Origin of the sequence: Micromonospora sp. Llam0 (assembly GCF_003751085.1) — a bacterium.
GTDB lineage: Bacteria > Actinomycetota > Actinomycetes > Mycobacteriales > Micromonosporaceae > Micromonospora_E.
The window spans coordinates 1,839,915-1,862,796 of record NZ_RJJY01000001.1 but is presented as its reverse complement, the minus strand read 5'-3'; the positions used below and the strand labels follow the sequence as shown (position 1 = coordinate 1,862,796).

At 73.5% G+C, this 22,882-nt stretch carries 21 protein-coding genes and 1 riboswitch; of the genes, 11 read left to right on the top strand and 10 right to left on the bottom strand.

Annotated elements, in window-relative coordinates; translation table 11 throughout:
• Positions 1-194: 194 nt before the first annotated feature.
• Complete coding sequence (locus tag EDC02_RS08395) at positions 195-953, bottom strand: hypothetical protein (protein ID WP_148083372.1); 759 nt, start codon at positions 951-953, stop codon at positions 195-197.
• Between the two features lie 659 nt (positions 954-1,612).
• Between EDC02_RS08395 and EDC02_RS08390 the strand changes: the two genes are divergently transcribed.
• The 4 genes from EDC02_RS08390 (at position 1,613) to EDC02_RS08375 (ending at position 4,860) form a co-directional block, all read left to right on the top strand.
• Positions 1,613-2,020: a pyridoxamine 5'-phosphate oxidase family protein gene (locus tag EDC02_RS08390; RefSeq protein WP_123601448.1), complete on the top strand. Its 408-nt coding sequence runs from the start codon at positions 1,613-1,615 to the stop codon at positions 2,018-2,020.
• A gap of 76 nt (positions 2,021-2,096) precedes the next feature.
• Positions 2,097-3,326 carry a precorrin-6y C5,15-methyltransferase (decarboxylating) subunit CbiE gene (gene cbiE, locus EDC02_RS08385; protein ID WP_123604620.1) on the top strand — a complete coding sequence of 410 codons (1,230 nt, stop codon included), beginning with the start codon at positions 2,097-2,099 and terminating at the stop codon, positions 3,324-3,326.
• Complete coding sequence (cobM, locus tag EDC02_RS08380; protein WP_123601447.1) at positions 3,323-4,066, top strand: precorrin-4 C(11)-methyltransferase; 744 nt, start codon at positions 3,323-3,325, stop codon at positions 4,064-4,066. Before cbiE ends, cobM begins: the two co-directional genes overlap by 4 nt.
• Complete coding sequence (locus EDC02_RS08375; protein WP_123601446.1) at positions 4,063-4,860, top strand: cobalt-precorrin-6A reductase; 798 nt, start codon at positions 4,063-4,065, stop codon at positions 4,858-4,860. The genes cobM and EDC02_RS08375 overlap by 4 nt, the downstream gene beginning before the upstream one ends.
• On the opposite strand, the gene EDC02_RS08370 is transcribed toward EDC02_RS08375, so the two are convergent.
• The 3 genes from EDC02_RS08370 to EDC02_RS08360 are packed head-to-tail and all read right to left on the bottom strand — an operon-like array spanning position 4,848 to position 8,292.
• Positions 4,848-6,371 (bottom strand): precorrin-2 C(20)-methyltransferase, encoded by a 1,524-nt coding sequence (locus tag EDC02_RS08370; RefSeq protein WP_123601445.1) that lies wholly within the window; start codon positions 6,369-6,371, stop codon positions 4,848-4,850. The two genes, EDC02_RS08375 and EDC02_RS08370, sit on opposite strands and share 13 nt — an antisense overlap.
• Positions 6,368-7,006, bottom strand: a complete 639-nt coding sequence (locus tag EDC02_RS08365) for a precorrin-8X methylmutase (protein ID WP_123601444.1) — start codon at positions 7,004-7,006, stop codon at positions 6,368-6,370. Before EDC02_RS08365 ends, EDC02_RS08370 begins: the two co-directional genes overlap by 4 nt.
• The gene (locus tag EDC02_RS08360; RefSeq protein ID WP_233605804.1) at positions 7,003-8,292 is read right to left on the bottom strand and encodes a precorrin-3B synthase; all 1,290 of its coding nucleotides are present in this window, start codon (positions 8,290-8,292) and stop codon (positions 7,003-7,005) included. Before EDC02_RS08360 ends, EDC02_RS08365 begins: the two co-directional genes overlap by 4 nt.
• Positions 8,293-8,409: 117 nt before the next feature.
• Positions 8,410-8,540: riboswitch (cobalamin riboswitch) on the top strand.
• A 56-nt stretch (positions 8,541-8,596) separates the two neighbouring features.
• Here EDC02_RS08360 and cobN point away from each other — a divergent pair.
• The 4 genes from cobN (at position 8,597) to EDC02_RS08340 (ending at position 14,654) form a co-directional block, all read left to right on the top strand.
• Positions 8,597-12,217 (top strand): cobaltochelatase subunit CobN, encoded by a 3,621-nt coding sequence (gene cobN, locus EDC02_RS08355; RefSeq protein ID WP_123601442.1) that lies wholly within the window; start codon positions 8,597-8,599, stop codon positions 12,215-12,217.
• Between the two features lie 112 nt (positions 12,218-12,329).
• On the top strand, positions 12,330-13,304 hold the full coding sequence (locus EDC02_RS08350) for a pirin family protein (RefSeq protein WP_123601441.1): 975 nt from the start codon (positions 12,330-12,332) through the stop codon (positions 13,302-13,304).
• A 137-nt stretch (positions 13,305-13,441) separates the two neighbouring features.
• Positions 13,442-14,218: a lytic polysaccharide monooxygenase gene (locus EDC02_RS08345; RefSeq protein WP_123601440.1), complete on the top strand. Its 777-nt coding sequence runs from the start codon at positions 13,442-13,444 to the stop codon at positions 14,216-14,218.
• Between the two features lie 145 nt (positions 14,219-14,363).
• Positions 14,364-14,654, top strand: a complete 291-nt coding sequence (locus tag EDC02_RS08340) for a hypothetical protein (RefSeq protein WP_123601439.1) — start codon at positions 14,364-14,366, stop codon at positions 14,652-14,654.
• 8 nt (positions 14,655-14,662) lie between these two features.
• On the opposite strand, the gene EDC02_RS08335 is transcribed toward EDC02_RS08340, so the two are convergent.
• Together EDC02_RS08335 and EDC02_RS08330 are read right to left on the bottom strand one after the other, a co-directional pair.
• The gene (locus tag EDC02_RS08335; RefSeq protein WP_123601438.1) at positions 14,663-15,328 is read right to left on the bottom strand and encodes a response regulator transcription factor; all 666 of its coding nucleotides are present in this window, start codon (positions 15,326-15,328) and stop codon (positions 14,663-14,665) included.
• The gene (locus tag EDC02_RS08330; protein ID WP_123601437.1) at positions 15,325-16,518 is read right to left on the bottom strand and encodes a sensor histidine kinase; all 1,194 of its coding nucleotides are present in this window, start codon (positions 16,516-16,518) and stop codon (positions 15,325-15,327) included. Before EDC02_RS08330 ends, EDC02_RS08335 begins: the two co-directional genes overlap by 4 nt.
• Positions 16,519-16,695: 177 nt before the next feature.
• On the opposite strand from EDC02_RS08330, the gene EDC02_RS08325 reads away from it, so the two are divergent.
• Positions 16,696-17,148 carry a hypothetical protein gene (locus tag EDC02_RS08325; protein WP_123601436.1) on the top strand — a complete coding sequence of 151 codons (453 nt, stop codon included), beginning with the start codon at positions 16,696-16,698 and terminating at the stop codon, positions 17,146-17,148.
• A gap of 107 nt (positions 17,149-17,255) precedes the next feature.
• The gene (locus tag EDC02_RS08320) at positions 17,256-19,076 is read left to right on the top strand and encodes a family 10 glycosylhydrolase (protein ID WP_233605803.1); all 1,821 of its coding nucleotides are present in this window, start codon (positions 17,256-17,258) and stop codon (positions 19,074-19,076) included.
• A gap of 19 nt (positions 19,077-19,095) precedes the next feature.
• On the opposite strand, the gene EDC02_RS08315 is transcribed toward EDC02_RS08320, so the two are convergent.
• Both EDC02_RS08315 and EDC02_RS08310 read right to left on the bottom strand, forming a co-directional pair.
• On the bottom strand, positions 19,096-19,770 hold the full coding sequence (locus EDC02_RS08315) for a response regulator transcription factor (protein WP_123601435.1): 675 nt from the start codon (positions 19,768-19,770) through the stop codon (positions 19,096-19,098).
• On the bottom strand, positions 19,767-20,936 hold the full coding sequence (locus tag EDC02_RS08310) for a sensor histidine kinase (protein WP_123604619.1): 1,170 nt from the start codon (positions 20,934-20,936) through the stop codon (positions 19,767-19,769). The genes EDC02_RS08315 and EDC02_RS08310 overlap by 4 nt, the downstream gene beginning before the upstream one ends.
• A 131-nt stretch (positions 20,937-21,067) precedes the next feature.
• Here EDC02_RS08310 and EDC02_RS08305 point away from each other — a divergent pair, with 131 nt between their 5' ends.
• Positions 21,068-21,814, top strand: coding sequence for a DUF2306 domain-containing protein (locus tag EDC02_RS08305; RefSeq protein WP_123601434.1), 747 nt, complete (start codon positions 21,068-21,070; stop codon positions 21,812-21,814).
• Here the strand turns inward: EDC02_RS08305 and EDC02_RS08300 are convergent.
• The gene (locus EDC02_RS08300) at positions 21,780-22,391 is read right to left on the bottom strand and encodes a hypothetical protein (protein ID WP_123601433.1); all 612 of its coding nucleotides are present in this window, start codon (positions 22,389-22,391) and stop codon (positions 21,780-21,782) included. The genes EDC02_RS08305 and EDC02_RS08300 overlap by 35 nt on opposite strands.
• A gap of 197 nt (positions 22,392-22,588) precedes the next feature.
• The gene (locus EDC02_RS08295) at positions 22,589-22,807 is read right to left on the bottom strand and encodes a DUF2277 domain-containing protein (protein ID WP_123601432.1); all 219 of its coding nucleotides are present in this window, start codon (positions 22,805-22,807) and stop codon (positions 22,589-22,591) included.
• Positions 22,808-22,882: the final 75 nt, after the last annotated feature.

Genomic DNA, 22,882 nt, shown 5'->3' with positions numbered 1-22,882 from the left:
GTCTGCCGGAATCATCCCGCTACCTACCACTCAATCCACGTGCAGAAACACGCTCGACGCCACACAAAGTCACGGTATCGTCACAATAGATTCTAAGCCGAAATTAAGATGCCCCTCCGGCGACCGCGAGGAGGGCGGCGCCGGAGGGGCGGGTTCCCGGGTGAGCGGCGGGAACCTGTCTGTGTCGGCTGGGGTCAGTCCTCCCGCAGCTCGCAGGTGGCGAGCTGCTCAAGGCCAGCCGGACGCTGCCCCTGCCGACCGATCGAGATCGCGATCCGCTCGATCGCCGCCGTCCGCTTACTCACCAACGGACCAAGAATCGCGTTGTCCACGAAGTTCGGACCACCCTGACCCTGGCTACTGACCAACCGCGCGTTGGCCTCGGCAAGCTGCGTCTCCAACGCCTGCAGATCCCGGTCCACCTCGGCCCGCGCCGCCGCCGGCACCGCCGGCAACCGGTCCACCACGCTCGGGCAGACGATCACCCCGGCCCCGTCGGCGGCCGGGACCTCCGGCAGGGCGGCCGGCGGGGTGGTCGCCGCAACGTCGTCGGCACCGCTTCCGCCGGCCTGGCCGGCGGCGACGAGTTCACAGGTGGCGAACTGCTCAAGGCCAGCCGGACGCTGCCCCTGCCGACCGATCGAGATCGCGATCCGCTCGATCGCCGCCGTCCGCTTACTCACCAACGGACCAAGAATCGCGTTGTCCACGAAGTTCGGACCACCCTGACCCTGGCTACTGACCAACCGCGCGTTGGCCTCGGCAAGCTGCGTCTCCAACGCCTGCAGATCCCGGTCCACCTCGGCCCGCGCCGCCGCCGGCACCGCCGGCAACCGGTCCACCACGCTCGGGCAGACGATCACCCCGGCATCGTCGGCGGCAGAGGTGTCCGCCGCCGCGAGACCGAGGCCGGCCCCCATGATCACAGCCGCCAGGCCGACCGTGCCGGCCACCTTCCACCGCCGGGAGTTCAACGGCGAGGGACCGACCGGGTGGTCGACCCTCCGCCGGGGAGAACGCGAGTACATGGGACTGACAACCCAACCCTTCTGGGGACAGTTGCCGGTAGCCGCGCCGCTCGATCGACGGCGTCCCGGTGGGCCGCGCGGCCCGTGTCCGGCGGCGCCCCGAGCGTGGGGCCACCAGACACTGTCGGAGGATGTTCGGTGAGGCGTCGGCGGTTTCCGCCAGCGTCTCGACCATGCATACGGCGGTCCGACGGGGACGGTTCAACCCGGTCGACAGATCATCCGGTCGACCGGCACCGGGTCAACGGCACGGGGGCGACAGGACCGGGGCGGGGAACCCACCCGGGCCGCCGCCGACGGCCGGTCTCGAAGGTGGGGCGACGCAGCCGACTCTTGCGGGAGACCGACGTTAAGGCGCGCCGCCCCGCCGACACACACTACTCGCGCACCCTGCGAAAAGGATTACTGGACGCGCTGTAGCGGACTAGCAATTGCTTGGTTCAAACGGCGGGTACGGCGCCCGTTGCTGAGCCGCGACTCAACGCAGCCGATCCGGCACCGACCGCACCGGCGCGGGACCTTCCAGCGCCGCCACGGGCGCGTCGGGACCGCCGACCGGCGGCCACGGTGCCAGAATATGATGGGTGACGACATCTGCTGCCGCGCCGGAGACCAGCGACGCGCTGCGCGACTTCTGGCGCGAACGGCACCTGTGCACGCTGACCACGCTGCGTCCGGACGCAAGCCCGCACGTGGTTCCAGTCGGAGTAACCTTCGACCCAGACAGCGGCGTGGCCCGGGTGATCACCTCCGGCCGGTCCCGCAAGGCCGCACACGTCCGGGCCGCCGGCGTGACCGGGGCCCCGGTGGCCGTCTGCCAGGTCGACGGCAAGCGATGGTCGACGCTGGAAGGCCTGGCCCGGCTCCACGACGATCCGCCGACGGTCCGTGACGCGGAGCAGCGCTACGCCCTGCGCTACCGGGTACCACGCCCCAACCCGGACCGGGTGGTGCTGGTCATCACGGTCACCCGCCGGCTCGGCAACGTCTGATCCGGGCGACGTCACACGGATCACCACCGGCGGGGTGGCCATGTCGAGCGACGCGGCGAACCGTTACCGTCGGACGATGCCCCCCAGACCCGGACCGGCTGTGGTCACCGTCGTCGGTATCGGCGCCGATGGATGGGACGGGCTGTCCGGCGCCGGCCGGTCGGCGCTGCGCGCGGCGACCGCGCTGCTGGGCAGCCGCCGGCAGATCGAGCTGATCCCACCGCCCGAACGGCCGGCGACGACCGGCACCTGGCCCACCCCGCTGCTCGCCCACCTGCCCCGACTGCTCGACGAACACCGCGGGCAGCACCTCGCGGTGCTGGCCAGTGGCGATCCGATGCACTACGGCATCGGCGGCACCCTGGTCCGGCTGCTCGACCCCGACCGGGTACGGGCCGTGCCCCACCCGTCGGTGGTCTCGTTGGCCTGCGCCCGGCTCGGCTGGCCGGTCGAGGAGGTCGACGTGGTCAGCGCCGTCGGCCGCCCGGTACAGCTGCTGCACCCGCTGGTCCACCCCGGGCGCCGGCTGCTGGTGCTCAGCGCCGGTATGACCACCCCGGGTGAGGTGGCCGGCCTGCTCACCGCCCGAGGCTACGGACCCAGCCCGCTGACCGTACTGGAACAACTCGGCGGCGCCCGGGAACAGCTGCGGACGGCCACCGCCCAGGACTGGGGCGGCCTCGACGTCGACCCGCTCAACGTGGTCGCGGTGGACTGCCGGGCCGAGCCTGGCACTGCGCCGCTGCCCCGGGTGCCAGGGCTGCCCGACGACGTCTACGAGCACGACGGTCAGCTGACCAAACGGGAGATCCGGGCAGTCACGCTGGCCCGGCTGGGTCCCCTGCCCGGGCAGCTGCTCTGGGACATCGGGGCCGGATCGGGCAGCATCGCCATCGAGTGGTCCCGCGCCCATCCGCAGTGCCGGGCCGTCGCCGTGGAGCACGACCTGCGGCGGGCTGAACGAATTGCGGCGAACGCGGCGACGCTCGGCGTACCGGGCATCACGGTGGTCGCCGCGGCTGCCCCGCAGGCACTGGTCGGTCTCGACCCTCCGGACGCGATCTTCGTCGGCGGCGGGGTCACCACCAGCGGACTGCTGGACGCCGCCTGGTCGGCGCTGCGGCCCGGCGGCCGGCTGGTGGTCAACGCGGTGACCGTCGAGTCCGAGGTGCTCCTCGCCGACTGGTATGCCCGCCACGGCGGCGACCTGACCCGGATCGCGATCAGTCGGGCAGCGCCGGTCGGCGGCTTCACCGGCTGGCGGCCGGCGATGCCGGTCACCCAGTGGGTGGTGGAACGCCGGTGACCGTACGATTCGTCGGGGCCGGCCCCGGTGCCGCCGACCTGATCACCATCCGGGGCCGCGAGGTCGTCGCGACCAGCCCGGTCTGCCTGTACGCCGGCAGTCTGGTCCCGGCCGAGCTGCTCGCCCACTGCCTGCCCGGGGCCCGGCTGGTCGACACCGCCCGGCTCACCCTGGACGAGATCGTTGCCGAAATGCTGGCCGCGCACGCCGCCGGACTCGACGTCGCCCGGCTGCACTCCGGCGACCCCGCGCTGTTCAGCGCCGTCGCCGAGCAGATCCGTCGGTTGGACGCCGCCGGGGTGCCGTACCAGATCGTGCCCGGCGTGCCCGCCTTCGCCGCAGCCGCCGCCGCGCTCGGCCGGGAGCTGACCGTGCCGGAGGTCGGCCAGACGGTGATCCTGACCCGGGTGTCGGCCAGCTCCACCGCCATGCCGCCGGGCGAGGACCTGGCCACCCTCGGGGCCAGCCGAGCCACCCTGGTGCTGCACCTGGCCGTACAGCGCATCGACGAGGTGGTGGCCGACCTACTACCGCACTACGGCCCGGACTGCCCGACCGCGGTGGTGGCCCGGGCGAGTCGTCCCGACGAGGTGCTGCTGCGGGGCACGCTGGCCGACATCGCCAGCCAGGTGCACACCGCCGGCGTACGGCGTACCGCGGTGATCGTCGTCGGCGCGGTGCTCGGCGCGGCCGGTTTCCCCGACAGCCATCTGTACAGCGCCGACCGGCGCCGGCAATGACCGGTCACCGGACCGGCCCCGGCCCGGACGGCGGACCCCGGGTGCTCGTTCTCGGCGGCACCGCCCAGGCCCGTCAGCTCGCCGCCGCGCTGTCGACCGACCCGACGGCGCGGGTGGTGACCTCGCTGGCCGGCCGGGTAGCCCGGCCCCGGCTGCCGCACGGCGAGACCCGCGTCGGTGGCTTCGGTGGACCGGACGGGCTGGCCCGCTGGCTACGGGACGAACGCATCGGCGCGGTGGTGGACGCGACCCACCCGTTCGCGAACCGGATCTCCACCTCGGCAATCACCGCCTGCGCCCGGACCGGCACACCGCTGCTGGTGCTGCGCCGGCCGGGCTGGACGGCCGGGCCGGGCGACGTCTGGCACCGGGTACCGGACCTGACCGCTGCCGCCGCAGCGCTGCCCACACTGGGCAGCCGGGCGATGCTGACCACCGGCCGGCAGAGCCTGGCCGCATTCGCGCCGCTGACCGGCGTCTTCTTCCTGATCCGGACGGTGGACCCGCCGCAGCCGCCGCTGCCCACCGACCGGGTACTGCTGCTCGACCGTGGGCCGTACACCGTGGACGGCGAGCGGGCGCTGATGCGTACGCACGCCATCGACGTGCTGGTGACCAAGGACAGCGGCGGCGACGAGACGTCCGCCAAACTGGTCGCCGCCCGCGAGCTCGGCCTGCCGGTGCTGATGGTCGACCGGGCCGCCGCGCCGTCCGCGCCGACGGTCAGCGACGTCGAGTCCGCCCTGACCTGGCTGGCCGAACTCGGCGCGGCGGCGGGTGCTCAGCCCGGGTAGTGCCGCGGGGTGAACACCACCGGCGGCGTGGCACCGTCGTGGCTGACCTGGGTCGCCGACGAACCGACGATCAGCAGGGTCCGCATGTCGACCATGACCGGGTCCAGATCGGCCAACGCCACCACGTCGACGCGTTCACCGGGGCCGCCGACGTCACGGCCCACCACCACCGGGGTGTGTGCCGACCGGTGCTCCAGCAGCAGATCCCGGGCCCGGGCCAGCTGCCAGGTCCGGCTGCGCGACGCCGGGTTGTAGATCGCGATCACCAGGTCGGCGCGGGCGGCGGCGAGCAGCCTCCGCTCGATCACCGGCCAGGGTTTGAGCCGGTCCGACAGCGACAGCACGCAATAGTCGTGCCCGAGTGGTGCCCCCACCCGGGCGGCCACCGCCTGGGCGGCGGTCACGCCGGGCAGCACCCGGACCGGCACGTCCTTCCAGCGGGGCTCCGCAGCGACCTCCAACACCGCCGTGGCCATCGCGAACACCCCGGGATCGCCGGAGGAGACCACCGCGACCCGGGCTCCGTCGGCCGCCAGCCGAAGCGCGTACGCGGCCCGCTGCGCCTCGACCTGGTTGTCCGACGGATGCCGACGTTGCCGGGGGTTGGCCGGCACCCGGTCCAGGTACGGTCCGTACCCGACCAGGTCGTCGGCGGCCGCGAGAGCGGCCTGGGCCTGCGGGGTGATCCAGTCCCGGCCGGCCGGTCCGAGGCCGACCACCACCACCTCTCCCCGGCCGGACCGGGCAGTCTCGACGGCGCTCGCCGCGACGGTGCCACCGCGCCGGCTGGCCAGCAACGCCAGGGAGAAGTACGGCACGGACTCCGGGGCGACGCCGGCCAGCGGCTCGACACGTTCCGCCCCGGTGCTGGCCCGTTCGACGTACCACGCGTCGTCGAGCCGGCCGGCGGCGGTCAGCGCGTCGCGTACCGCCGGGAAGGTCCGGCCCAGCTTGAGCACGGCGGCAGCGTCGGTGTCGGCCAGTCGTCGGGTCAGCTCCGCACCGGACAGCGTGCCGGGCAGGACGGTGAGCACCTCGTCGGCCTCCACCAACGGCCGGCCGAGGGCGGCGGCAGCACCGCTCATCGAGGTGACGCCGGGCACCACCTCGGTCGGGTACCGGTCGGCCAGCCGCTTGTGCAGGTGCATGTAGGAGCCGTAGAACAGCGGGTCGCCCTCGGCGAGCACGACCACGGTCCGACCGGCGTCGAGATGGGCGGCGAGCCGGCGCGCGCAGTCGGCGTAGAACTCGTCCATCGCCGCCCGGTAGCCGCCAGGGTGGCTGCTGCGCTCGGTGGTCACCGGGTAGACCAACGCCTCCTCGATCTGTCCCGCGCGTAGGTACGGCTCGGCGATGGACCGGGCGACGCTGCGACCGTGCCGGGCGCTGTGGTGCACGATCACGTCGGCGGCGGTGATCAGCCGGGCCGCCTTCACGGTGACCAGTTCCGGGTCACCCGGGCCGAGGCCGACACCGTACAGCTGGCCTGCTCCGCCACGACGCGCGTTCAACGCCCCACCTGTCCCTCGTCGTCGTTGGCGATCGCGTTGAGCGCGGCGGCGGCCATCGCGCTGCCGCCGCGTCGTCCCCGGACCACCAGGTGTTCCAGTCCACCATGGTCGATCAAAGCCTGCTTGGACTCGGCCGCGCCGATGAAACCGACCGGTACGCCGAGCACCGCCGCCGGCCGGCCGGCACCGGCGTCGACCAGCTCCAACAGCCGGAACAGCGCAGTCGGTGCGTTGCCGACGGCGACCACCGCGCCGTCGAGGCGGTCGACCCACAGTTCGACAGCCGCAGCGCTGCGAGTGGTGCCCAGCCGATCGGCCAGCTCCGGCACCCGGGGGTCGGACAGGGTACAGAGCACCGGGTTGTCGGCCGGCAGCCGGCGCCGGGTGACGCCGGCGGCGACCATGGTGGCGTCGCAGAGGATCGGCGCACCGGCCCGCAACGCGCCCTGGGCGGCGGCCACCACCTGCGGCGAGAAGACCAGGTCGTCGACCAGGTCGACCATCCCGCAGGAGTGGATCATCCGCACCGCGACCCGGGCCTGCTCGGCGGTGAATCGGCTCAGGTCGGTCTCGGCACGGATGGTGGCGAACGACTGCCGGTAGATCTCGGCCGCGTCGCGGACATGGCCCATCATGGCTCCTCACGTGCGGTCTGGACGGCCGCGCCGAGAGCGGCCCCGGTCGGGAGGTGGACGCTGGTCCGGTCGGGGACGTCGATCTGGTACCCGTCACCGGTGGCGGTCACCCGGACCACCGGCCCGGCCGGGGTGCCGCAGCCACGCTCACAGCCGATCCAGTGCACCGGCAGGCGGTGACGGCGCCCCGGTGCTGGCACATCGCCGGTCGGGGCCGGCCGCCCGGCGTGCGTCGCTGCCGCGTCGGCGCGCACGTCGGCCCGCGACCGGGCACAGCCCGGCAGCCCCGCGCAGGCGGTCACTCCGAGCCACGGCGAGCCGGGGTCGGTAACCAGCCCGGCGCAGGTGAACCGGTCCGCCCAACCGGCGGGGTCGGTCACCCGGGGCAGCACCATCCCCCGCCACGGCGTGATCCGCAGCTGCGGCGACGCGGCCGCGAGCAGGTCGACCTGGTCGACTGTCAACCGTCCCAACGGGACCGCCACGACGAGGGCGAAGCCGCCGTCGGGTCGGTGCCGCACCCCGACCGGCACGGCGGGGCCGCCGGCCGGCGTCGGTGGTTGCCACCGCCGCGCGGTACGCCGTACCCCGGGTGCGGCGCCGGCCCGGGTCACGACGCGGTCCAGCGCTGCCGGAGTCAGGTCATCGAGGCGCCACGCGCTGCCGGCCGCCGCGTCCGGATCGTCCAGGAAGGCACGGGCGGCGGCGACCGCGGCCCGTACCGCGTCGGCGGGCCGAGACCGCAGCCCGTGGTCGCTACCGGCGAGCAGCACGGCCACGTCGTCGTCCGGACCGGGCAGTAGACCGACGTCGGCTCGGGACGCGACAGTGTCGCCTCGGCCGTCGTCGACGGCGAAGAGGAACCGCCCGGAGAGCCGGGCCAGGTCCGGCTCCGCGCAGATCGCCGCGTCGAGGGCGCGGACCTGCGCCCCGACGTCCCAGGCCGCCGGGGTGTCGATGTCGGCGAGGGCGGAGCCGAGGATGTTGCGGACCCGTTCGTGCGTGGTAGACGGCAGCAGCCCGGCGGCGCGCAGCCGGGCGGCGAGCGGTCCGGTGGCGGCGGCCGCGACCGCGCGCACCTGGACGTTTGCCCGGCTGGTCAGTTCGAGATGTCCATCACCATGGTCACGGGCGACGGCGGCCAGCAGCCGGAGCTGGACGGCGGTGAGCAGCCCTCCGGGGCAGCGGATCCGGGCCAGCAGGCCGTCGGCGGCCGGGTGCAGTTGCAGGGCGCCGGGGCAGGCATCGGGTGCGCCCCGGGCGGGCGACGATGGCAAGGCGGGCACCCGGCGGATACTACGGGTCGTCCCCGGAAGGCGGCCGCCGCACGGCGAGTACATCACACCTTGACGAAACGTCCGCCGGTCGTGACAGTGTTCGGTAGCCAGACGCGGCGACAAGCGGAGGAAGTCCGGTGTGAATCCGGTGCGGTCCCGCCACTGTCACCGGGGAGCAGACCCCACCGACGGCCACGGTCCCCTTAGTCGGGTGCCGGAAGGCCGGGGCGAGCGTTGATCCGGGAGCCAGGAGACTCCGGTCGCCGCGACCGACGACCCGGGGCGCGGACCCCGAGGGAGGACCGGGCGTCCGATGATGCTACTTTTGTCCACTTCAGATACTGATCTGCTGAGTGGGCGGGCCAGCGGTGCCGCCTGGCGCCTGGCAAACCCGGCCCGGCTGTCGGTCGACGACCTTCCGCAGCTGCTGTCCGGCGTCGACCTGGTGGTGGTCCGGCTGCTCGGCGGCCGCCGAGCCTGGCCGGACGGGCTGGACGCGCTGCTGGCCGGGCCCCGTCCGGTGGTGGTGCTCAGCGGTGAGCAGGCCCCGGACGCCGCCCTGATGGAGCTCTCCACCGTACCGGCCGGAGTGGCCGCCGAGGCGCACGCCTACCTGGCCCACGGCGGCCCTCCGAACCTGGCCGAACTGCACCGATTCCTGTCCGACACGGTGCTGCTCACCGGGCACGGCTTCGCCGCGCCACGGCCGGCCCCGGAGTGGGGCGTGCTGGAGCGCGCGACGACGCCGGACGGACCGGGCCGGCCGACCGTGGCGGTGCTCTACTACCGGGCCCACCACCTGGCCGGCAACACCGGTTTCGTGCACGCGCTGTGCGACGCGGTCGACGCCGCCGGCGGCCGGGCACTGCCGGTCTACTGCGCCTCGCTGCGCTCCCCCGACCAGCGGCTGCTGGCCACCCTGCGGCAGGCCGACGCCCTGGTGGTGACGGTGCTGGCCGCCGGCGGGACCCGACCGGCGACCGCCGGCGCCGGGGGCGACGACGACGCCTGGGACGTCGGCGCCCTCGCCGAGCTGGACGTGCCGATCCTGCAGGGACTCTGCCTGACCAGCTCCCGGCAGACCTGGGCGGCCACCGACGACGGGCTGTCCCCGTTGGACGCGGCGACCCAGGTGGCGATCCCGGAGTTCGACGGCCGGCTGATCACCGTGCCGTTCTCGTTCAAGGAGATCGACGCCGACGGGCTGTCGGTCTACGTCGCCGACCCGCAGCGGGCCGCCCGGGTGGCCGGCATCGCGGTGCGTCACGCCGCGCTGCGGCACGTCGCGGCGGGCGACAAACGGATCGCGGTGCTGCTGTCGGCGTACCCGACGAAGCACGCCCGGATCGGCAACGCGGTCGGGCTCGACACCCCCGCCAGTGTGCTGGCTCTGCTGTCGACGTTGCGCGACGCCGGCTACGACGTCGGGCCGTCGGACGGCCCCGACGCGGTCCCCGGGCTGGCTGACGGCGACGGCGACGCGTTGATGCACGCGCTGATCGCCGCCGGCGGGCAGGACCCGGACTGGCTGACCGAGGATCAGCTGGCCGGCAACCCGGTGCGGATCCCGGCCGCCGACTACCGCCGCTGGTACGCCGAGTTCCCGGCCGAGCTGCGTGACCAGGTCGAACGGCACTGGGGTCCGCCACCGGGCGAGCTGTACGTGGACCGGTCCCGGAATCCGGACGGCGAGATCGTGCTCGCCGCACTGCGCGCCGGCAACATCGTGCTGCTGGTGCAGCCGCCACGCGGCTTCGGGGCCAACCCGGTGGCCATCTACCACGACCCGGACCTGCCGCCGAGCCACCACTACCTGGCCGCGTACCGGTGGCTGGAGCACGGCTTCGGCGCGCACGCCGTGGTGCACGTCGGCAAGCACGGCAACCTGGAGTGGTTGCCGGGCAAGACGGTCGGGCTCAGCGCCGCCTGCGGGCCGGACGCCGCCCTCGGCGACCTGCCGTTGATCTACCCGTTCCTGGTCAACGACCCCGGTGAGGGCACCCAGGCCAAACGCCGGGCGCACGCCACCCTGATCGACCACCTGGTGCCGCCGATGGCCCGGGCGGACAGTTACGGCGACATCGCCCGGCTGGAGCAGCTGCTCGACGAGCACGCGAACATCGCCGCCCTGGACCCGGCGAAGCTGCCGGCGATCCGGGCGCAGATCTGGACGCTGATCCAGGCGGCCCGGCTCGACCACGACCTCGGTCTGGACGACCGGCCGCACGACGCCGAGTTCGACGACTTCCTGCTGCACGTCGACGGCTGGCTCTGCGAGGTCAAGGACGTGCAGATCCGCGACGGGCTGCACGTGCTCGGCTCGGCACCGGTCGGCACGGCCCGGGTCGACCTGGTGCTGGCGATGCTGCGGGCCCGCCAGATGTGGGCCGGGCAGGTCGCGGCGCTGCCGGGCCTGCGGGAGGCGCTGGGCCTGGACGAGTCCGGCACCGACCGCGATGGCACCGACGCGGCCGAGGCGGTCGCCCGGGAGCTGGTGGCCGCGATGGAGGAGCACAGCTGGCGGCCGGACGCCGCCGCCGAGGTCACCACGCGCGTGCTCGGCGGTGACGACGGGCGGGCCGCGCTGGTCGCTCGGATCCTGCGCTTCGCGGCGACCGAGGTGCTGCCCCGGCTGGCCCGCACCACCGACGAGCTGGCCCACGTCACGCACGCGCTGGCCGGCGGGTACGTGCCGGCCGGGCCGAGCGGGTCACCGCTGCGCGGGCTGATCAATGTGCTGCCGACCGGGCGCAACTTCTACTCGGTGGATCCGAAGGCGGTGCCGAGCCGGCTGGCCTGGGAGACCGGGCAGGCGATGGCCGAGTCGCTGCTGGCCCGCTACCGGGCCGACACCGGCGACTGGCCCCGCTCGGTGGGGCTGTCGGTGTGGGGCACCTCGGCGATGCGGACCTCCGGCGACGACATCGCCGAGGTGCTCGCGCTGCTCGGCGTACGGCCGGCGTGGGACGAGGCGTCACGGCGGGTGACCGGCGTCACGGTGATCCCGGCGGCGGAGCTGGGCCGACCCCGCATCGACGTGACGGTACGGATCTCGGGCTTCTTCCGCGACGCGTTCCCGCACGTGGTGGCCATGTTGGACGACGCGGTCCGGCTGGTCGCGGCCCTCGACGAGCCCGACGAGGTGAACTTCGTCGCCGCGCACGCCCGCGCCGACCTGACCGAACACGGCGACACCCGGCGGGCCACCATGCGGATCTTCGGCTCCAAGCCGGGCAGCTACGGCGCCGGGCTGCTACAGCTGATCGACAGTCGCAACTGGCGCGACGACGCCGACCTGGCCGAGGTGTACGCGGTGTGGGGTGGTTACGCCTACGGCCGCGATCTCGACGGCGCGCCGGCGCGCGACCAGATGGAGTCGGCGTACCGGCGGATCGCGGTCGCGGCGAAGAACATCGACACCCGCGAACACGACATCGCCGACTCCGACGACTACTTCCAGTACCACGGCGGGATGATCGCCACCGTCCGGGCGTTGACCGGGTCGGCCCCGGCGGCCTACGTCGGCGACAGCACCCGTCCGGAGGCGGTGCGCACCCGGGCGCTGCACGAGGAGACAGCGCGGATCTTCCGAGCCCGGGTGGTGAATCCGCGCTGGTTGGCGGCGATGCGCCGGCACGGCTACAAAGGGGCGTTCGAGCTGGCCGCCACCGTCGACTACCTGTTCGGCTACGACGCCACCGCCGGGGTGGTCGCCGACTGGATGTACGACAAACTGGCCGAGACGTACGTGCTCGACGAGGTCAACCAACGGTTCCTGACCGAGTCGAACCCGTGGGCGCTGCACGGCATCACCGAGCGGCTACTGGAGGCCGCCGACCGCAAACTGTGGGAGTACCCCGACCCGGCGGTGCTCGACGGGCTGCGGGAGGTGTTCCTTCGCACCGAAGGCGACCTGGAGGACCGCGCCGGTTGAGCGGGCGCGGTGACCGGGGCGGGTGAGCGGGGCCAGTGAGCGGGCCGGGTCGCCTGGCCGGTGCGGCGCGGTCGACCGGGCGCGCCAGCGGCGCCGCGCGTAGGGTCGGGGCATGAGTGCGACGGCGTCGGAGAGCATCCGGTACGACGGGACCGTGGTCGTCGGCGCGCAGCCGGAGAGTGTGCTGCTGCCCGGTCACGACGTGCCGTTGGGCCGCTACACGACGGTCCGCCGGCTGCTGCCGCAGCGGCCCCGGCGGATGGTCGGTGCCTGGTGCTTCGTCGACCACTTCGGGCCCGACGACGTTGCCGGGCGGCCCGGCATGCAGATCCCGCCGCACCCGCACACCGGGATGCAGACGGTGACCTGGCTCGTCGACGGGGAGATCCTGCACCGGGACAGCCTGGGCAGCGTGCAGCCGATCGTGCCGGGGCAGCTCAACCTGATGACCGCCGGGCACGGCATCGCCCACTCGGAGCAGTCGCCGCCCGCGCATCCGCCGGTCATGCACGGGCTGCAACTGTGGGTGGCGTTGCCCGAGGCCGCCCGGCACGGCGAACCCCGGTTCGACCACCATGCCGCGCTGCCGCAGGTCACCGCCGACGACGCGCGGATCACCGTCGTGGTCGGCGAGTACGCCGGTGTCCGGTCCCCGGCCGAGATGGCCAGCCCGATCGTCGGAGCACAGATCGACATCGACCCCGACGCGCCCGTCGCGCTGACGTTGCGCGACGATTTCGAGTACGCCCTGCTGGCGATGTCCGGCATGGCACGGGTCGACGGGGTGGAACTGGCCCCGGGCGGACTGCTCTACCTGGGCAAGGGTCGGTCGGCGCCGACGGTGACCGGCGCCGACGGCGCCGCCCGGCTGTTCCTGCTCGGCGGTGAGCCGTTCGAGGAGCCGCTCGTGATGTGGTGGAATTTCGTCGCCCGCAGCCACGAGGAGCTGGTGGCCGCCCGTGACGACTGGGCGGCCGGCCGGCGGTTCGGCACGGTGACGGGTTGCGTGGATGCCCCGCTGCCGGCGCCGGAGATGCCGATCACCCGCATCAAGGCCCGCGACCGGCACGGTCGCACGGTCGGCTGACAGGTCACCCCCGCCGGCCGATGTTCATCGGCGTATCGAAATTTTTCGTTCACATTCTTTACTGTTAAGTCTCTTTACGCTAACTTCGTCGGCACGGCCGGCCGCCCGACCGCCACCCCCGACGTGCGGAGCGCCCCATGCGACGACGGATCCTCCTGCCCCTGCTCGCCACCGGCACCATTCTCGGCACCCTGCTGGTCGCCACCCCGGCCAGCGCACACGGCTACATCTCCTACCCACCCAGCCGACAGGCGATGTGCGCGCAGGGGCGGGTCGCCGGCTGCGGCCCGATCGTATGGGAGCCACAGAGCGTCGAAGGCCCCAAGGGGCAGCGCAACTGCCACGGCGGGGTGAGCCGGTTCGCCATCCTCAACGACGACGGCGTCAACTGGCCGGCCACAGCGGTCGGCGGGTCGGTCACCTTCACCTGGACGCTGACCGCCCGACACGCCACCAGCACCTGGGAGTACTACGTCGGCGACACGCGGATCGCGGTGTTCGACGACGGCGGCCGGCAGCCCGACGCCACCGTCTCGCACCACGTGAGTCTCGGTGGCCGCACCGGCCGGCAGAAGGTGCTGGCGATCTGGAACGTCGCCGACACCGCGATGGCCTTCTACTCCTGTGTGGACGTCCAGATCGGTGGGGGTCCCGGCCCGTCGCCGACCCCACCACCCCCGTCACCCACCCCACCGCCACCGACCACCGCACCACCGACCACCGCACCGCCGACCACCGCACCGCCGACCACCGCACCGCCCAGCCAGCCCGGCGGCACCTGGGCCGCCGGCACCACCTACCAGGTCGGTGCCGTCGTCAGCTACGCCGGCGTCGGCTACCGGTGCCGACAGGCGCACACCGCGCTTACCGGTTGGGAACCGCCGAACGTACCGGCGCTGTGGCAACGGCTCTGACCGGTCAATGCATCATGTACGCATGTCGCAACCGCTCGGTCGGCCGTTCTGGCGCTTCTGGAGCGCCGCCACCCTGACCAACATCGGCGACGGGACCGGGTCGCCGCCTTCCCGCTACTGGCCCTGTCGCTGACCGGGGATTTGGGTGGCGGTGGTGGTGACCGTGGTGTCCTCCGGCGCGTTCGCGGTGCTGAAGATCTGCGCGGCGGCACTGCGGCAGCGCACCGCACCGGACGGACTGCTGGGGCGGGTGACGGCGGCGTCCAAGACGCTGATCTACGGTGCCGTCGGCGGTGGCGCACTGCTCGGCGGCGCGCTGGCCACCGGGGTCGGGTTGGCCGCCCCGTTCGGCTTCGCCGCGCTGGTCGCCGTGGTCGCGACCGCCGGCTGGTGGCTGGCCACCCGGGGCGACGCGCCGTCGACCCGGCCGGCCTGAGCAGCGGGTCAGTCCGCTGCCGGCGGTGGCACGACGCCGCTACGGTGGGCGAACACCGCCAACTGGGTGCGGTCGCGCAGGTCGAGCTTGGCGAGCAGCCGCCCGACATGGGTACGGGCGGTCGCCGGGCTGATGAACAGCGCGCGGCCTATCTCGGCGTTGCTCTCACCGAGCCCGACCCGGGCCAGCACCACCAGCTCCCGGTCGGTCAGCAGATCCAGCCGGGCGTCACGGGCGGGCGGCTCGGGTCCCGCCGCGATCCGGTGCATCACCTGGCGGGTGACCGACGGAGCGAGCAGATTGCCGCCAGCGGCGACGGCCCGCACGGCGTCGCGCAACTCCCCCGAGGGCACGTCCTTGAGCAGGTAGCCGGCCGCGCCGGCCCGGATCGCGGCGACGATGTCGGCGTCGTCATCAAAGGTGGTCAACACCAGGACCCGGGCCCGTGACAGCAGCGGATCTGCCGTGATCCGACGGGTCGCGTCAATTCCGTCGCCGCCCGGCATCCGCAGATCCATCAGGACCACGTCCGGCAGCGTGGCCCGGACCAGCCTGGCCGCGGCGTGTCCGCTGCCCGCTTCCCCGACCACCTCGATGTCCCGGTCGTGCTCCAGCAACGCCCGCAGGCCGGCCCGTACCAGTTCCTGGTCGTCAACGAGAACGACCCGGATCATCGGCTGGCTCCGATCGGGATTCGCGCCCGGACGGCGCAGCCGTCGGGTGACCGGTCGACGGTGAGGATTCCGCCGAGGGCACGCGCCCGCTCCGCCATACCGGCGATGCCGTGCCCGACCGCCGGGCCGGCGGACAGGTCCTCGGGCAGGTCGGTCGGCGTCGGCGTCATCGACCGGCCCGGACCGTCGTCGGAGACCGTGAGCAGCAGGTCCGCTCCGGCGACGCGCAACTGGACATCGACACGGGCGCCGCCGGAGTGTCGGACCGCGTTGGTCACCGCCTCCTGCACGATGCGGTACGCGGCGGCGTCCACCGGTGCCGGCAGCGTGGCCGCAGCGGGGTCGACCAGCACCGTCACGTCCATCCCCGCGAGATGGGCCGGCTCCAACACCCGGTCGAGGTCCCGGACGCTGATCAGGTCATGGGCCGTACCATCGGTGGCCCGCAGTACCGCGACGGTCGAACGCAGGTCACGCAGGGTGTGCGCGGCCGTGCTCCTGATCCGCGCGAGCGCGGTCGCCGCCGCCGGCTCGTCGTGACCGAGCGCTTCGGTGGCGACGTCGGCGTGCAGCGAGATCACCGAGACCGCGTGACCGACCGAGTCATGCAGGTCCCGGGCGATGGTCAGCCGCTCCGTCTGGACGCGGTACCGGGCCTGTCGGGCGTACTCGGCGGCGGTCAGCGCCGCCAGCTCACGTTGTCGAAACTTCTCCACTCGCCGGCTGCGCACACTGTCGCCGAGCGCGACTGCGGTGACGATCAGGCCGAGATGCGAGACGAGCTCGTATCCGACGACGTACGTCGGGTCCTGACCGTCGACGAGCCGGAACGTCAGCGACACAGCCACCACCAGTGCGGCGGTCAGCACCGCCGAACCCAGCCGGCCCGCCTCGGCTGCGGCGTAGAGCGCCGCGGCGACCGGCACCGCCACCCCGACGGCCGGGTAGCCGGCGGCGTAGTAGGCGAACAGACCGAATGCGGTGACGAACAGGACCGCCCGCGGGTAACGGCGGCGGGCCAGCATCAGCGCGCCGAGGCCGACCGCCCAGAGGTAGGCGACCAGGTCAGGGTCACGCGAGCCACCCCGGTTGGCGGTGATCACCACCGCCAACACCAGCGTGACGCCGAGACCGAACGCGGCGTCGACCAGCCAGGGACGGAACCGCTGCCGGACGGCGGGACTGCTCACCGCCCCGATGCTAGCCAGCGTGCCGGGCCGGCGCGTACGCCTGCTGACGTATCCGAACGGCACCCCCGGACGTAGCCGCCAGGTCCGACCGGACGTAGCCGCGACCGGCGCTCGACGTGCCGACGCCGGGCGTCGCGGCCGACGCCGGGTGCCGGTCGGCGGCCCTAGCGTCGAGCCATGACATCGACCCGCACGTCCGGACTCGGACTACCGGCCGCCGCGATCGTCGGCCTCGCCCTGCTCGCGGTACCCCGCGCGGTGCTGCACGATCTCGGCCTCGTACACGAGCGGACCTTCGTCAACCTGGTACTGGTGGTGCTTCCCGTAGCCGTGTGGATCCTCGTCGCGGTCACCGCCCGGGTGCCGAATCCGTTCCTGACCCTGCTCGTCGTCGGCGTGGTGTACGGGATCCTGCTGGCCCTCACCCACCAGTTGTTGTGGCACATCGCCTGGGCCGACGACCTGCCGGCACTCGGCGGCAACCTGGCCGGGCGGCTGTCACCAGCGGCGGAATCGGTGGTGCTGCGGACAGCTGCCGCACTCAGCAGCCTGTTCACCGGAACTCTGGTCGGTGCGTTCGCCGGCCTGATCTCCTGGCTGCTCAGCGTCGCTACCCGTGCCCGGTCCTGACCGCCCGGGCACCGACGGGCCGGCACGTCAGGTTTCGATCGGGGCAACGCCGGCCCGCTGTCGGATCACCGCTTGCCCCATCGGGCGCTCCCGCCACGATGGTGGGTATGGGTTCGCTGTCGAACCGGGCTGATCCGGCCAAGCCGAAGCGGCAGTTCCGGGGCTTCTGGCTGGCCACGGTCGCCAACCTGGACTGGCCGAGCCGGCCCGGACTGACCCCGGACGCCCAGCAGGCGGAGCTGCGTGGCTGGCTGGACCTGGCCCGGCGGCTGCGGTGCAACGCCGTCGTCGTGCAGGTGCGCCCGAGCGCCGACGCGCTCTGGCCGTCGCCGTACGAGCCGTGGTCGGCGGTGCTCACCGGGCGGCAGGGCGGCCACCCCGGCTACGACCCGCTCGGCTACCTGGTCACCGAGGCGCACGCCCGCGACCTGGAATTACACGCCTGGTGCAACCCGTACCGGGTCGCCAGCCACGCCGACCCGGCGCGGCTGGTCGCCGATCATCCGGCCCGTCGCCACCCGGAATGGGTCATCGCATACGCCGGCCGGCTCTACTACGACCCGGGCCGACCGGCGGTGCGGTCCTTCGTCCAGGACGCGATGCTCGACGCGATCGCCCACTACGACCTCGACGCCCTGCACTGGGACGACTACTTCTACCCGTACCCGGTCGCCGGGGAGAGCTTCGCCGACCAGGCCAGCTTCGCCGCGTACGGCGCCGGTTTCGACAGCCTCGCCGCGTGGCGGCGGCACAACGTCGACCTGCTCGTCGCGCAGATGAGCGACCGGCTGCGGGCGGTCAAGCCGTGGGTGCGCTTCGGGATCAGCCCGTTCGGCATCTGGCGCAACGCCGCCACCGACCCGCTCGGCTCCCGTACCAGCGGGTTGCAGTCCTACGACGCGATCCACGCCGACAGCCGCCGCTGGGTGCGCGAACAGTGGATCGACTACATCACGCCGCAGCTGTACTGGCACATCGGCCACCCGGACGCCGACTACGCCGAACTGGTCCGCTGGTGGTCCGCGACGGTGTCGGGCACCAGCGTGGAGTTGATCGTCGGCCAGCCGACGTACCGGGTCGGCGGCACCGGGCAGGACCCGGCCGAGCTGAGCCGGCACCTGACGCTGCACCACAGCTACCCTCAGGTGCGCGGCGACCTGCAGTTCAGCGGCAAGGACGTGCGAGCCGACCGGCTCGGCGCGGTCAGCCGGCTGGTCGCCGAACACTACGCCCGGCCCGCGCTGCCGCCGGTCGCGGCCGGTCGCGGCGGCCTGCCCGCACCGGGCGTCACCCCGGCGCCACCGGCGATCACCGCCGCGACCCGCACCCCGACCGGCGTGCGGCTGGACTGGCTCGCCGCCACCGGCACCACCCCGACGTCGTACGCGCTCTACCGCTGCCCCGGCACCGACGTGGCCGACCCGACCGTCTTCGACGACGCCCGCCACCTGCTGGCGACGGTACGGTCCACCGGCGTCGGTGGCTCCTTCACCGACGCGACAGCGGCGACCGGATCGGCGTACACCTATCTGGTCACCGCCCTGGACCGCCAGCACCGGGAGAGCCCGGCCGGGCCGGCGCGGGTGCTGGCCGCCGGCGGCGACGCGTTCAGCGTGATCGTCGACAACCGCACGCCGGGCGGATTCACCGCCAGCGCCGCCTGGGGCACGTCGAGCTGGTCCGCCGGACGCTACGGCGCCGACTACCGTTTCACCAGTCCGCAGCCGGTCAGCGACCCGGCCTGGTTCACCGTGACGCTGCCGGCGGCCGGCAGCCACCGGGTCGAGGTGTGGCATCCGGCGGCGGCCGGTGGTCGGGGTGAGCCGGTGGGCGCCGGCCGGCGGCCACATCATCGCCGACGCGGTACGCCTGACCCGGGTCGGCTGACCGGAGCGGACCTGTTCTCGCAGCGGTCGGATCCGCAGTGACAGGTCCGCGCGTCGCACGTCACGTCGGCCGGTCGAGGCCGGCGCGGACCCGGCCGGTCTCGTACGCCCAGATCGCGAGCTCGACCCGGTTGCGGACGCCGAGCTTGGTCATCAGGGCTGCGAGGTGGCTCTTGACCGTGCTGAGGCTGATGTACAGCTCGCCGGCGATCTCGGTGTTGGTGTGGCCACGGGCGACGGCGATGAGCACCTGCTCCTCGCGGTCGGTCAACGGGTCGAGCGGCTGGCGGGCCGGTGCCACCGGACCGGCGGCGGCGAAGGCGCTGAGCAGCCGGGTGGTGACGGCCGGCGCGATCAGCGCGTCACCGGCGGCGGCGGCCCGGACGGCCTGGGTGAGCAGCGCCGTGCCGGCGTCCTTGAGCAGAAAGCCCCGGGCACCCGCACGCAGCGCCGCGTAGACGTACTCGTCGAGGTCGAAGGTGGTGATGACGACGACGGCGAGCGGGTCGGCGACGCCGGGACCGGCGAGGCGACGGGTGGCCTCGATACCGTCCACATCCGGCATTCGGATGTCGAACAGGCACACGTCGGGACGCAACCGGTGGGCGAGGTCGACCGCCCGGCGGCCGTCGACCGCCTCGCCGACGACCTCGATGCCCGGCTGGGCGTCGAGGATCATCGTCAGCCCGGTCCGGACGATCTCCTGATCGTCGGCGACGACCACCCGGATGGTCACGTCCCGGCCCGACCGGCCGGGGCCTGGCGGGGCAGGGCCACGGCGACGGTCCAGCCCCGGTCACGGTCCGGTCCGGCGTCGCAGGTACCGCCGAGCAGGGCCGCCCGCTCGGTCATACCGACGATGCCGAACCCGCCGCCGGGAGCGGCGGGCCGCGCCGCGCTGGTGTCGCCGTCGTCACTGACCCGCAGCCGCACCGCGTCGACGTCGACATCGACGCGGACCTCGATCCGGGTGGCGTGCCGGGCGTGCCGCCGGGCGTTGGTCACCGACTCCTGGGCCAGCCGGTAGACCGCGGTCGCGACGGTCGACGGGATGTCGTCGAGGTCGCCGTGCAGGGCGACGTCAACGACCGGTCCGGGCTGCGACCGGCTGGCGAGCCGGGCGACGTCGCCGATACCGGGGTTCGGGGTGAGGTCCGCCGGGCCCAGCCGTCCGGCTGGTTCGCCGTGGCGCAGGCCCCGCACCATCAGCCGCATCTCGGCCAGGGCGCCGGTCGCCTCTGCCTCGATCACCGCCAGCGCGTCGAGGGCCGCCGCCGGTCGGGTCGGTGCCACCGCGATGCCCGCCTGGGCGCGAATCGCCATCGCCGACACGTGGTGGGCCACCGTGTCGTGCAGGTCGCGGGCGAGTCGTTCGCGTTCGGCCGACCTGGCCTGGTCGAGTTCGCGGGCCCACAGCGTCGCCCGGTACCGCAGCGCGGTGGCGACGGCCATCGCAGCGGACACCACCACCGTCCCGCCGACCAGGTCGGCGAGGTCGAGGTGACCCACCGCCGCCGACAGGCCCATCTTGGCCAGGATGATCGCCGTACCGGCCACGATCTGCCGGCCGGAACCCCAGCGGTACAGCGCGTACGGCAGGATCAGCAGGTAGACACCGGTGATCAACTCCGGTTCGTGGCCGGCCAGCAGCGCGGCCCCGGCGGTGACCGGAAACGCGACCGCGACCATCAGCAGCGGCCTGGTCCGCCGCCACAACAGGGTCGGCGCCAGCACCAGGGCGACGATCAGCGAGTACGCGGGCGACACCAGGTCGGTGCGGAGCAGCCCTTCGAGGGTCGCCGCGGCCCAGACCGCGCCGAGCAGCAGCCAGTCCCGCCAGACCCGTGTCGGCGGGTCGGCGACGCGGGGCTCGGCCCACACCGACCGCAGCAGCGCACGCACACCGTGATCGTACGCAGCGGGCCGCGTCGGCGTACCGGCCACAAGTACGACGAGCGACCCCGTCCAATGGCCGGGACGACGCCGGCCCGCGCGGCGATGAGCGCCGGCCGCGACGCCGCGACGATCGACCCATGTCCACACCCGTACCGAGTCCACGGCCGACGCCACAGTCCGTCGCCCGCACCGTCGCCGACCGCTCTCCCGCCGCCAACTGGTTGATCCCCACCGGGCTGGTGCTGCTCAGCGTGGTGCCGGTGGTCGCCGGCAGCCTGCGGCTGGCCGAACTGGCCGGCGGGCCGCCCATCGTGCCCGACGGCGACCGGGTCACCGCTGCCCCGGTGGCGCTGGTGACGCACATCGTCGCCGTCACCGTTTTCAGCCTCGTCGGCGCGTTCCAGTTCGCGCCGGGCCTGCGGCGTCGCCACCGGGCCTGGCACCGGGCCGCCGGGCGGGTCCTGGTGCTCTGCGGGTTGCTCACCGCCGGGACCGGCCTGTGGTTGACCCTGTTCCTGCCGCCGGCGGCGGTCGACAGCGAGCTGCTGATCGCCATCCGGGTGGTGGTGAGTGTCGCGATGGCGGCGTGCGTCGGGGTCGGCTTCCTCGCGGTCCGGCGCCGCGACTTCGCCGCGCACCGGGCCTGGATGATCCGGGGTTACGCGATCGGGATGGGTGCGGGCACCCAGTTCTTCACCCAGTTGGCCTGGCTGGCCGTGGTCGGCCCGGTGACGGCGTCGGGCCGGACCGGCACCATGGCCGCCGGTTGGCTGATCAACGTGGTGGTGGCCGAGTGGGTGATCCGGCGTCGCGCCGCCGGCCAGGACCGACGACGCGACGCGGTACGGGTCAGCGGATCCGCTCGACCACGACCCGCCGGATGACGAACTTGCCCGGCTCCCGGACCTGTTCGAAAGCGGCGTCGTTGAGCAGGACGCAGCTGCCCGACGGGCTGGTCACCGTGACGGTGATGCTCCGGTCGTTGTCCAGGTTGGTCACCTTGAGTACGGTGCCGATGGGAAAGGTGCCGCTGGAGGCGGCCGGGGCGGCGTCCTCGTTGAACAGGGTGACCGTCGATCCCGCGCAGACGACCTCGCCGGGTGCCCCGGTGTCCGGTGCGGCGGCGTCGCCCGTACCGTCGGGCTGCTCCGGCGCGGGCGTCGCGACCGGCGCGCCGACGCCGACGTCGGCCGTGCAGCCGGCGGCGGCCCGCCGCTGCTCGATCAGGTCGACCACGGCCTGCCGGTTGGCGATCCGGTCGTTGGACAGGGCGTCCGGGTTGGCCCGCTGCTCGGCGATGAAGGTCAGGTTGTTACGTAGCGCGGTGTCCAGGCCGTCGCAGTTCTCCCCGGCGTTGCCGAGCCCGGTGCCGACCGCCAGTCCGCCGCCGAGCAGGGCTGCCGCCGCCACCCCGACGAAGACCTTGCGCGCCCGCCCGCTCCTGATATCCCACCCGTACATGCACCGCTCCTCTCGGTAGCCGCTGCCCGAAACGCAGCTACCGGGCCATACGTGGACGGATGGTCGACGGATCTGTCCGGAACCTCAAGTTTCTATTAAGGATCTTCACAGAATTTACGGAGAGTCAGATCCCTCTGCAACCGGGCCATCGGTGGGTCGGCACCGATGGCCGCGACTGGTCACGGCGCGGCCGCAGCCTACCGGGCCGCCGGGGCGCGGACCACCAGACGATCCAGCAGTTCGCGGCTGGCGGCGGCGACGGTCGCCACGGCGGCGTCGAACGCCTCCGCGTTGTGGGCGGCTGGTTGCCGGAAACCGGAGATCTTCCGGACATACTGCAGCGCGGCGGCCTCGATGTCGGCGTCGGTCACATCGGCGGTGTACGGCTCACGGAGCGTCTTGATGCTTCGGCACATGCGCTCCATACTGCCGCAGCCACGACGGCGGACGGCCCGAGCCCGGCCGGACGCTCAGGCCAACTTGACGCCGCA

Excerpts from the sequence above, each read along its gene's own strand:
- cbiE (WP_123604620.1), top strand. The coding sequence starts at position 2,097 with ATGCCCCCCAGACCCGGACCGGCTGTGGTCACCGTCGTCGGTATCGGC.
- EDC02_RS08375 (WP_123601446.1), top strand. The coding sequence starts at position 4,063 with ATGACCGGTCACCGGACCGGCCCCGGCCCGGACGGCGGACCCCGGGTG.
- EDC02_RS08365 (WP_123601444.1), bottom strand. The coding sequence starts at position 7,006 with ATGATGGGCCATGTCCGCGACGCGGCCGAGATCTACCGGCAGTCGTTC.
- cobN (WP_123601442.1), top strand. The coding sequence starts at position 8,597 with ATGATGCTACTTTTGTCCACTTCAGATACTGATCTGCTGAGTGGGCGG.
- EDC02_RS08350 (WP_123601441.1), top strand. The coding sequence starts at position 12,330 with ATGAGTGCGACGGCGTCGGAGAGCATCCGGTACGACGGGACCGTGGTC.
- EDC02_RS08345 (WP_123601440.1), top strand. The coding sequence starts at position 13,442 with ATGCGACGACGGATCCTCCTGCCCCTGCTCGCCACCGGCACCATTCTC.
- EDC02_RS08335 (WP_123601438.1), bottom strand. The coding sequence starts at position 15,328 with ATGATCCGGGTCGTTCTCGTTGACGACCAGGAACTGGTACGGGCCGGC.
- EDC02_RS08325 (WP_123601436.1), top strand. The coding sequence starts at position 16,696 with ATGACATCGACCCGCACGTCCGGACTCGGACTACCGGCCGCCGCGATC.
- EDC02_RS08320 (WP_233605803.1), top strand. The coding sequence starts at position 17,256 with ATGGGTTCGCTGTCGAACCGGGCTGATCCGGCCAAGCCGAAGCGGCAG.
- EDC02_RS08305 (WP_123601434.1), top strand. The coding sequence starts at position 21,068 with ATGTCCACACCCGTACCGAGTCCACGGCCGACGCCACAGTCCGTCGCC.
- EDC02_RS08300 (WP_123601433.1), bottom strand. The coding sequence starts at position 22,391 with ATGTACGGGTGGGATATCAGGAGCGGGCGGGCGCGCAAGGTCTTCGTC.
- EDC02_RS08295 (WP_123601432.1), bottom strand. The coding sequence starts at position 22,807 with ATGTGCCGAAGCATCAAGACGCTCCGTGAGCCGTACACCGCCGATGTG.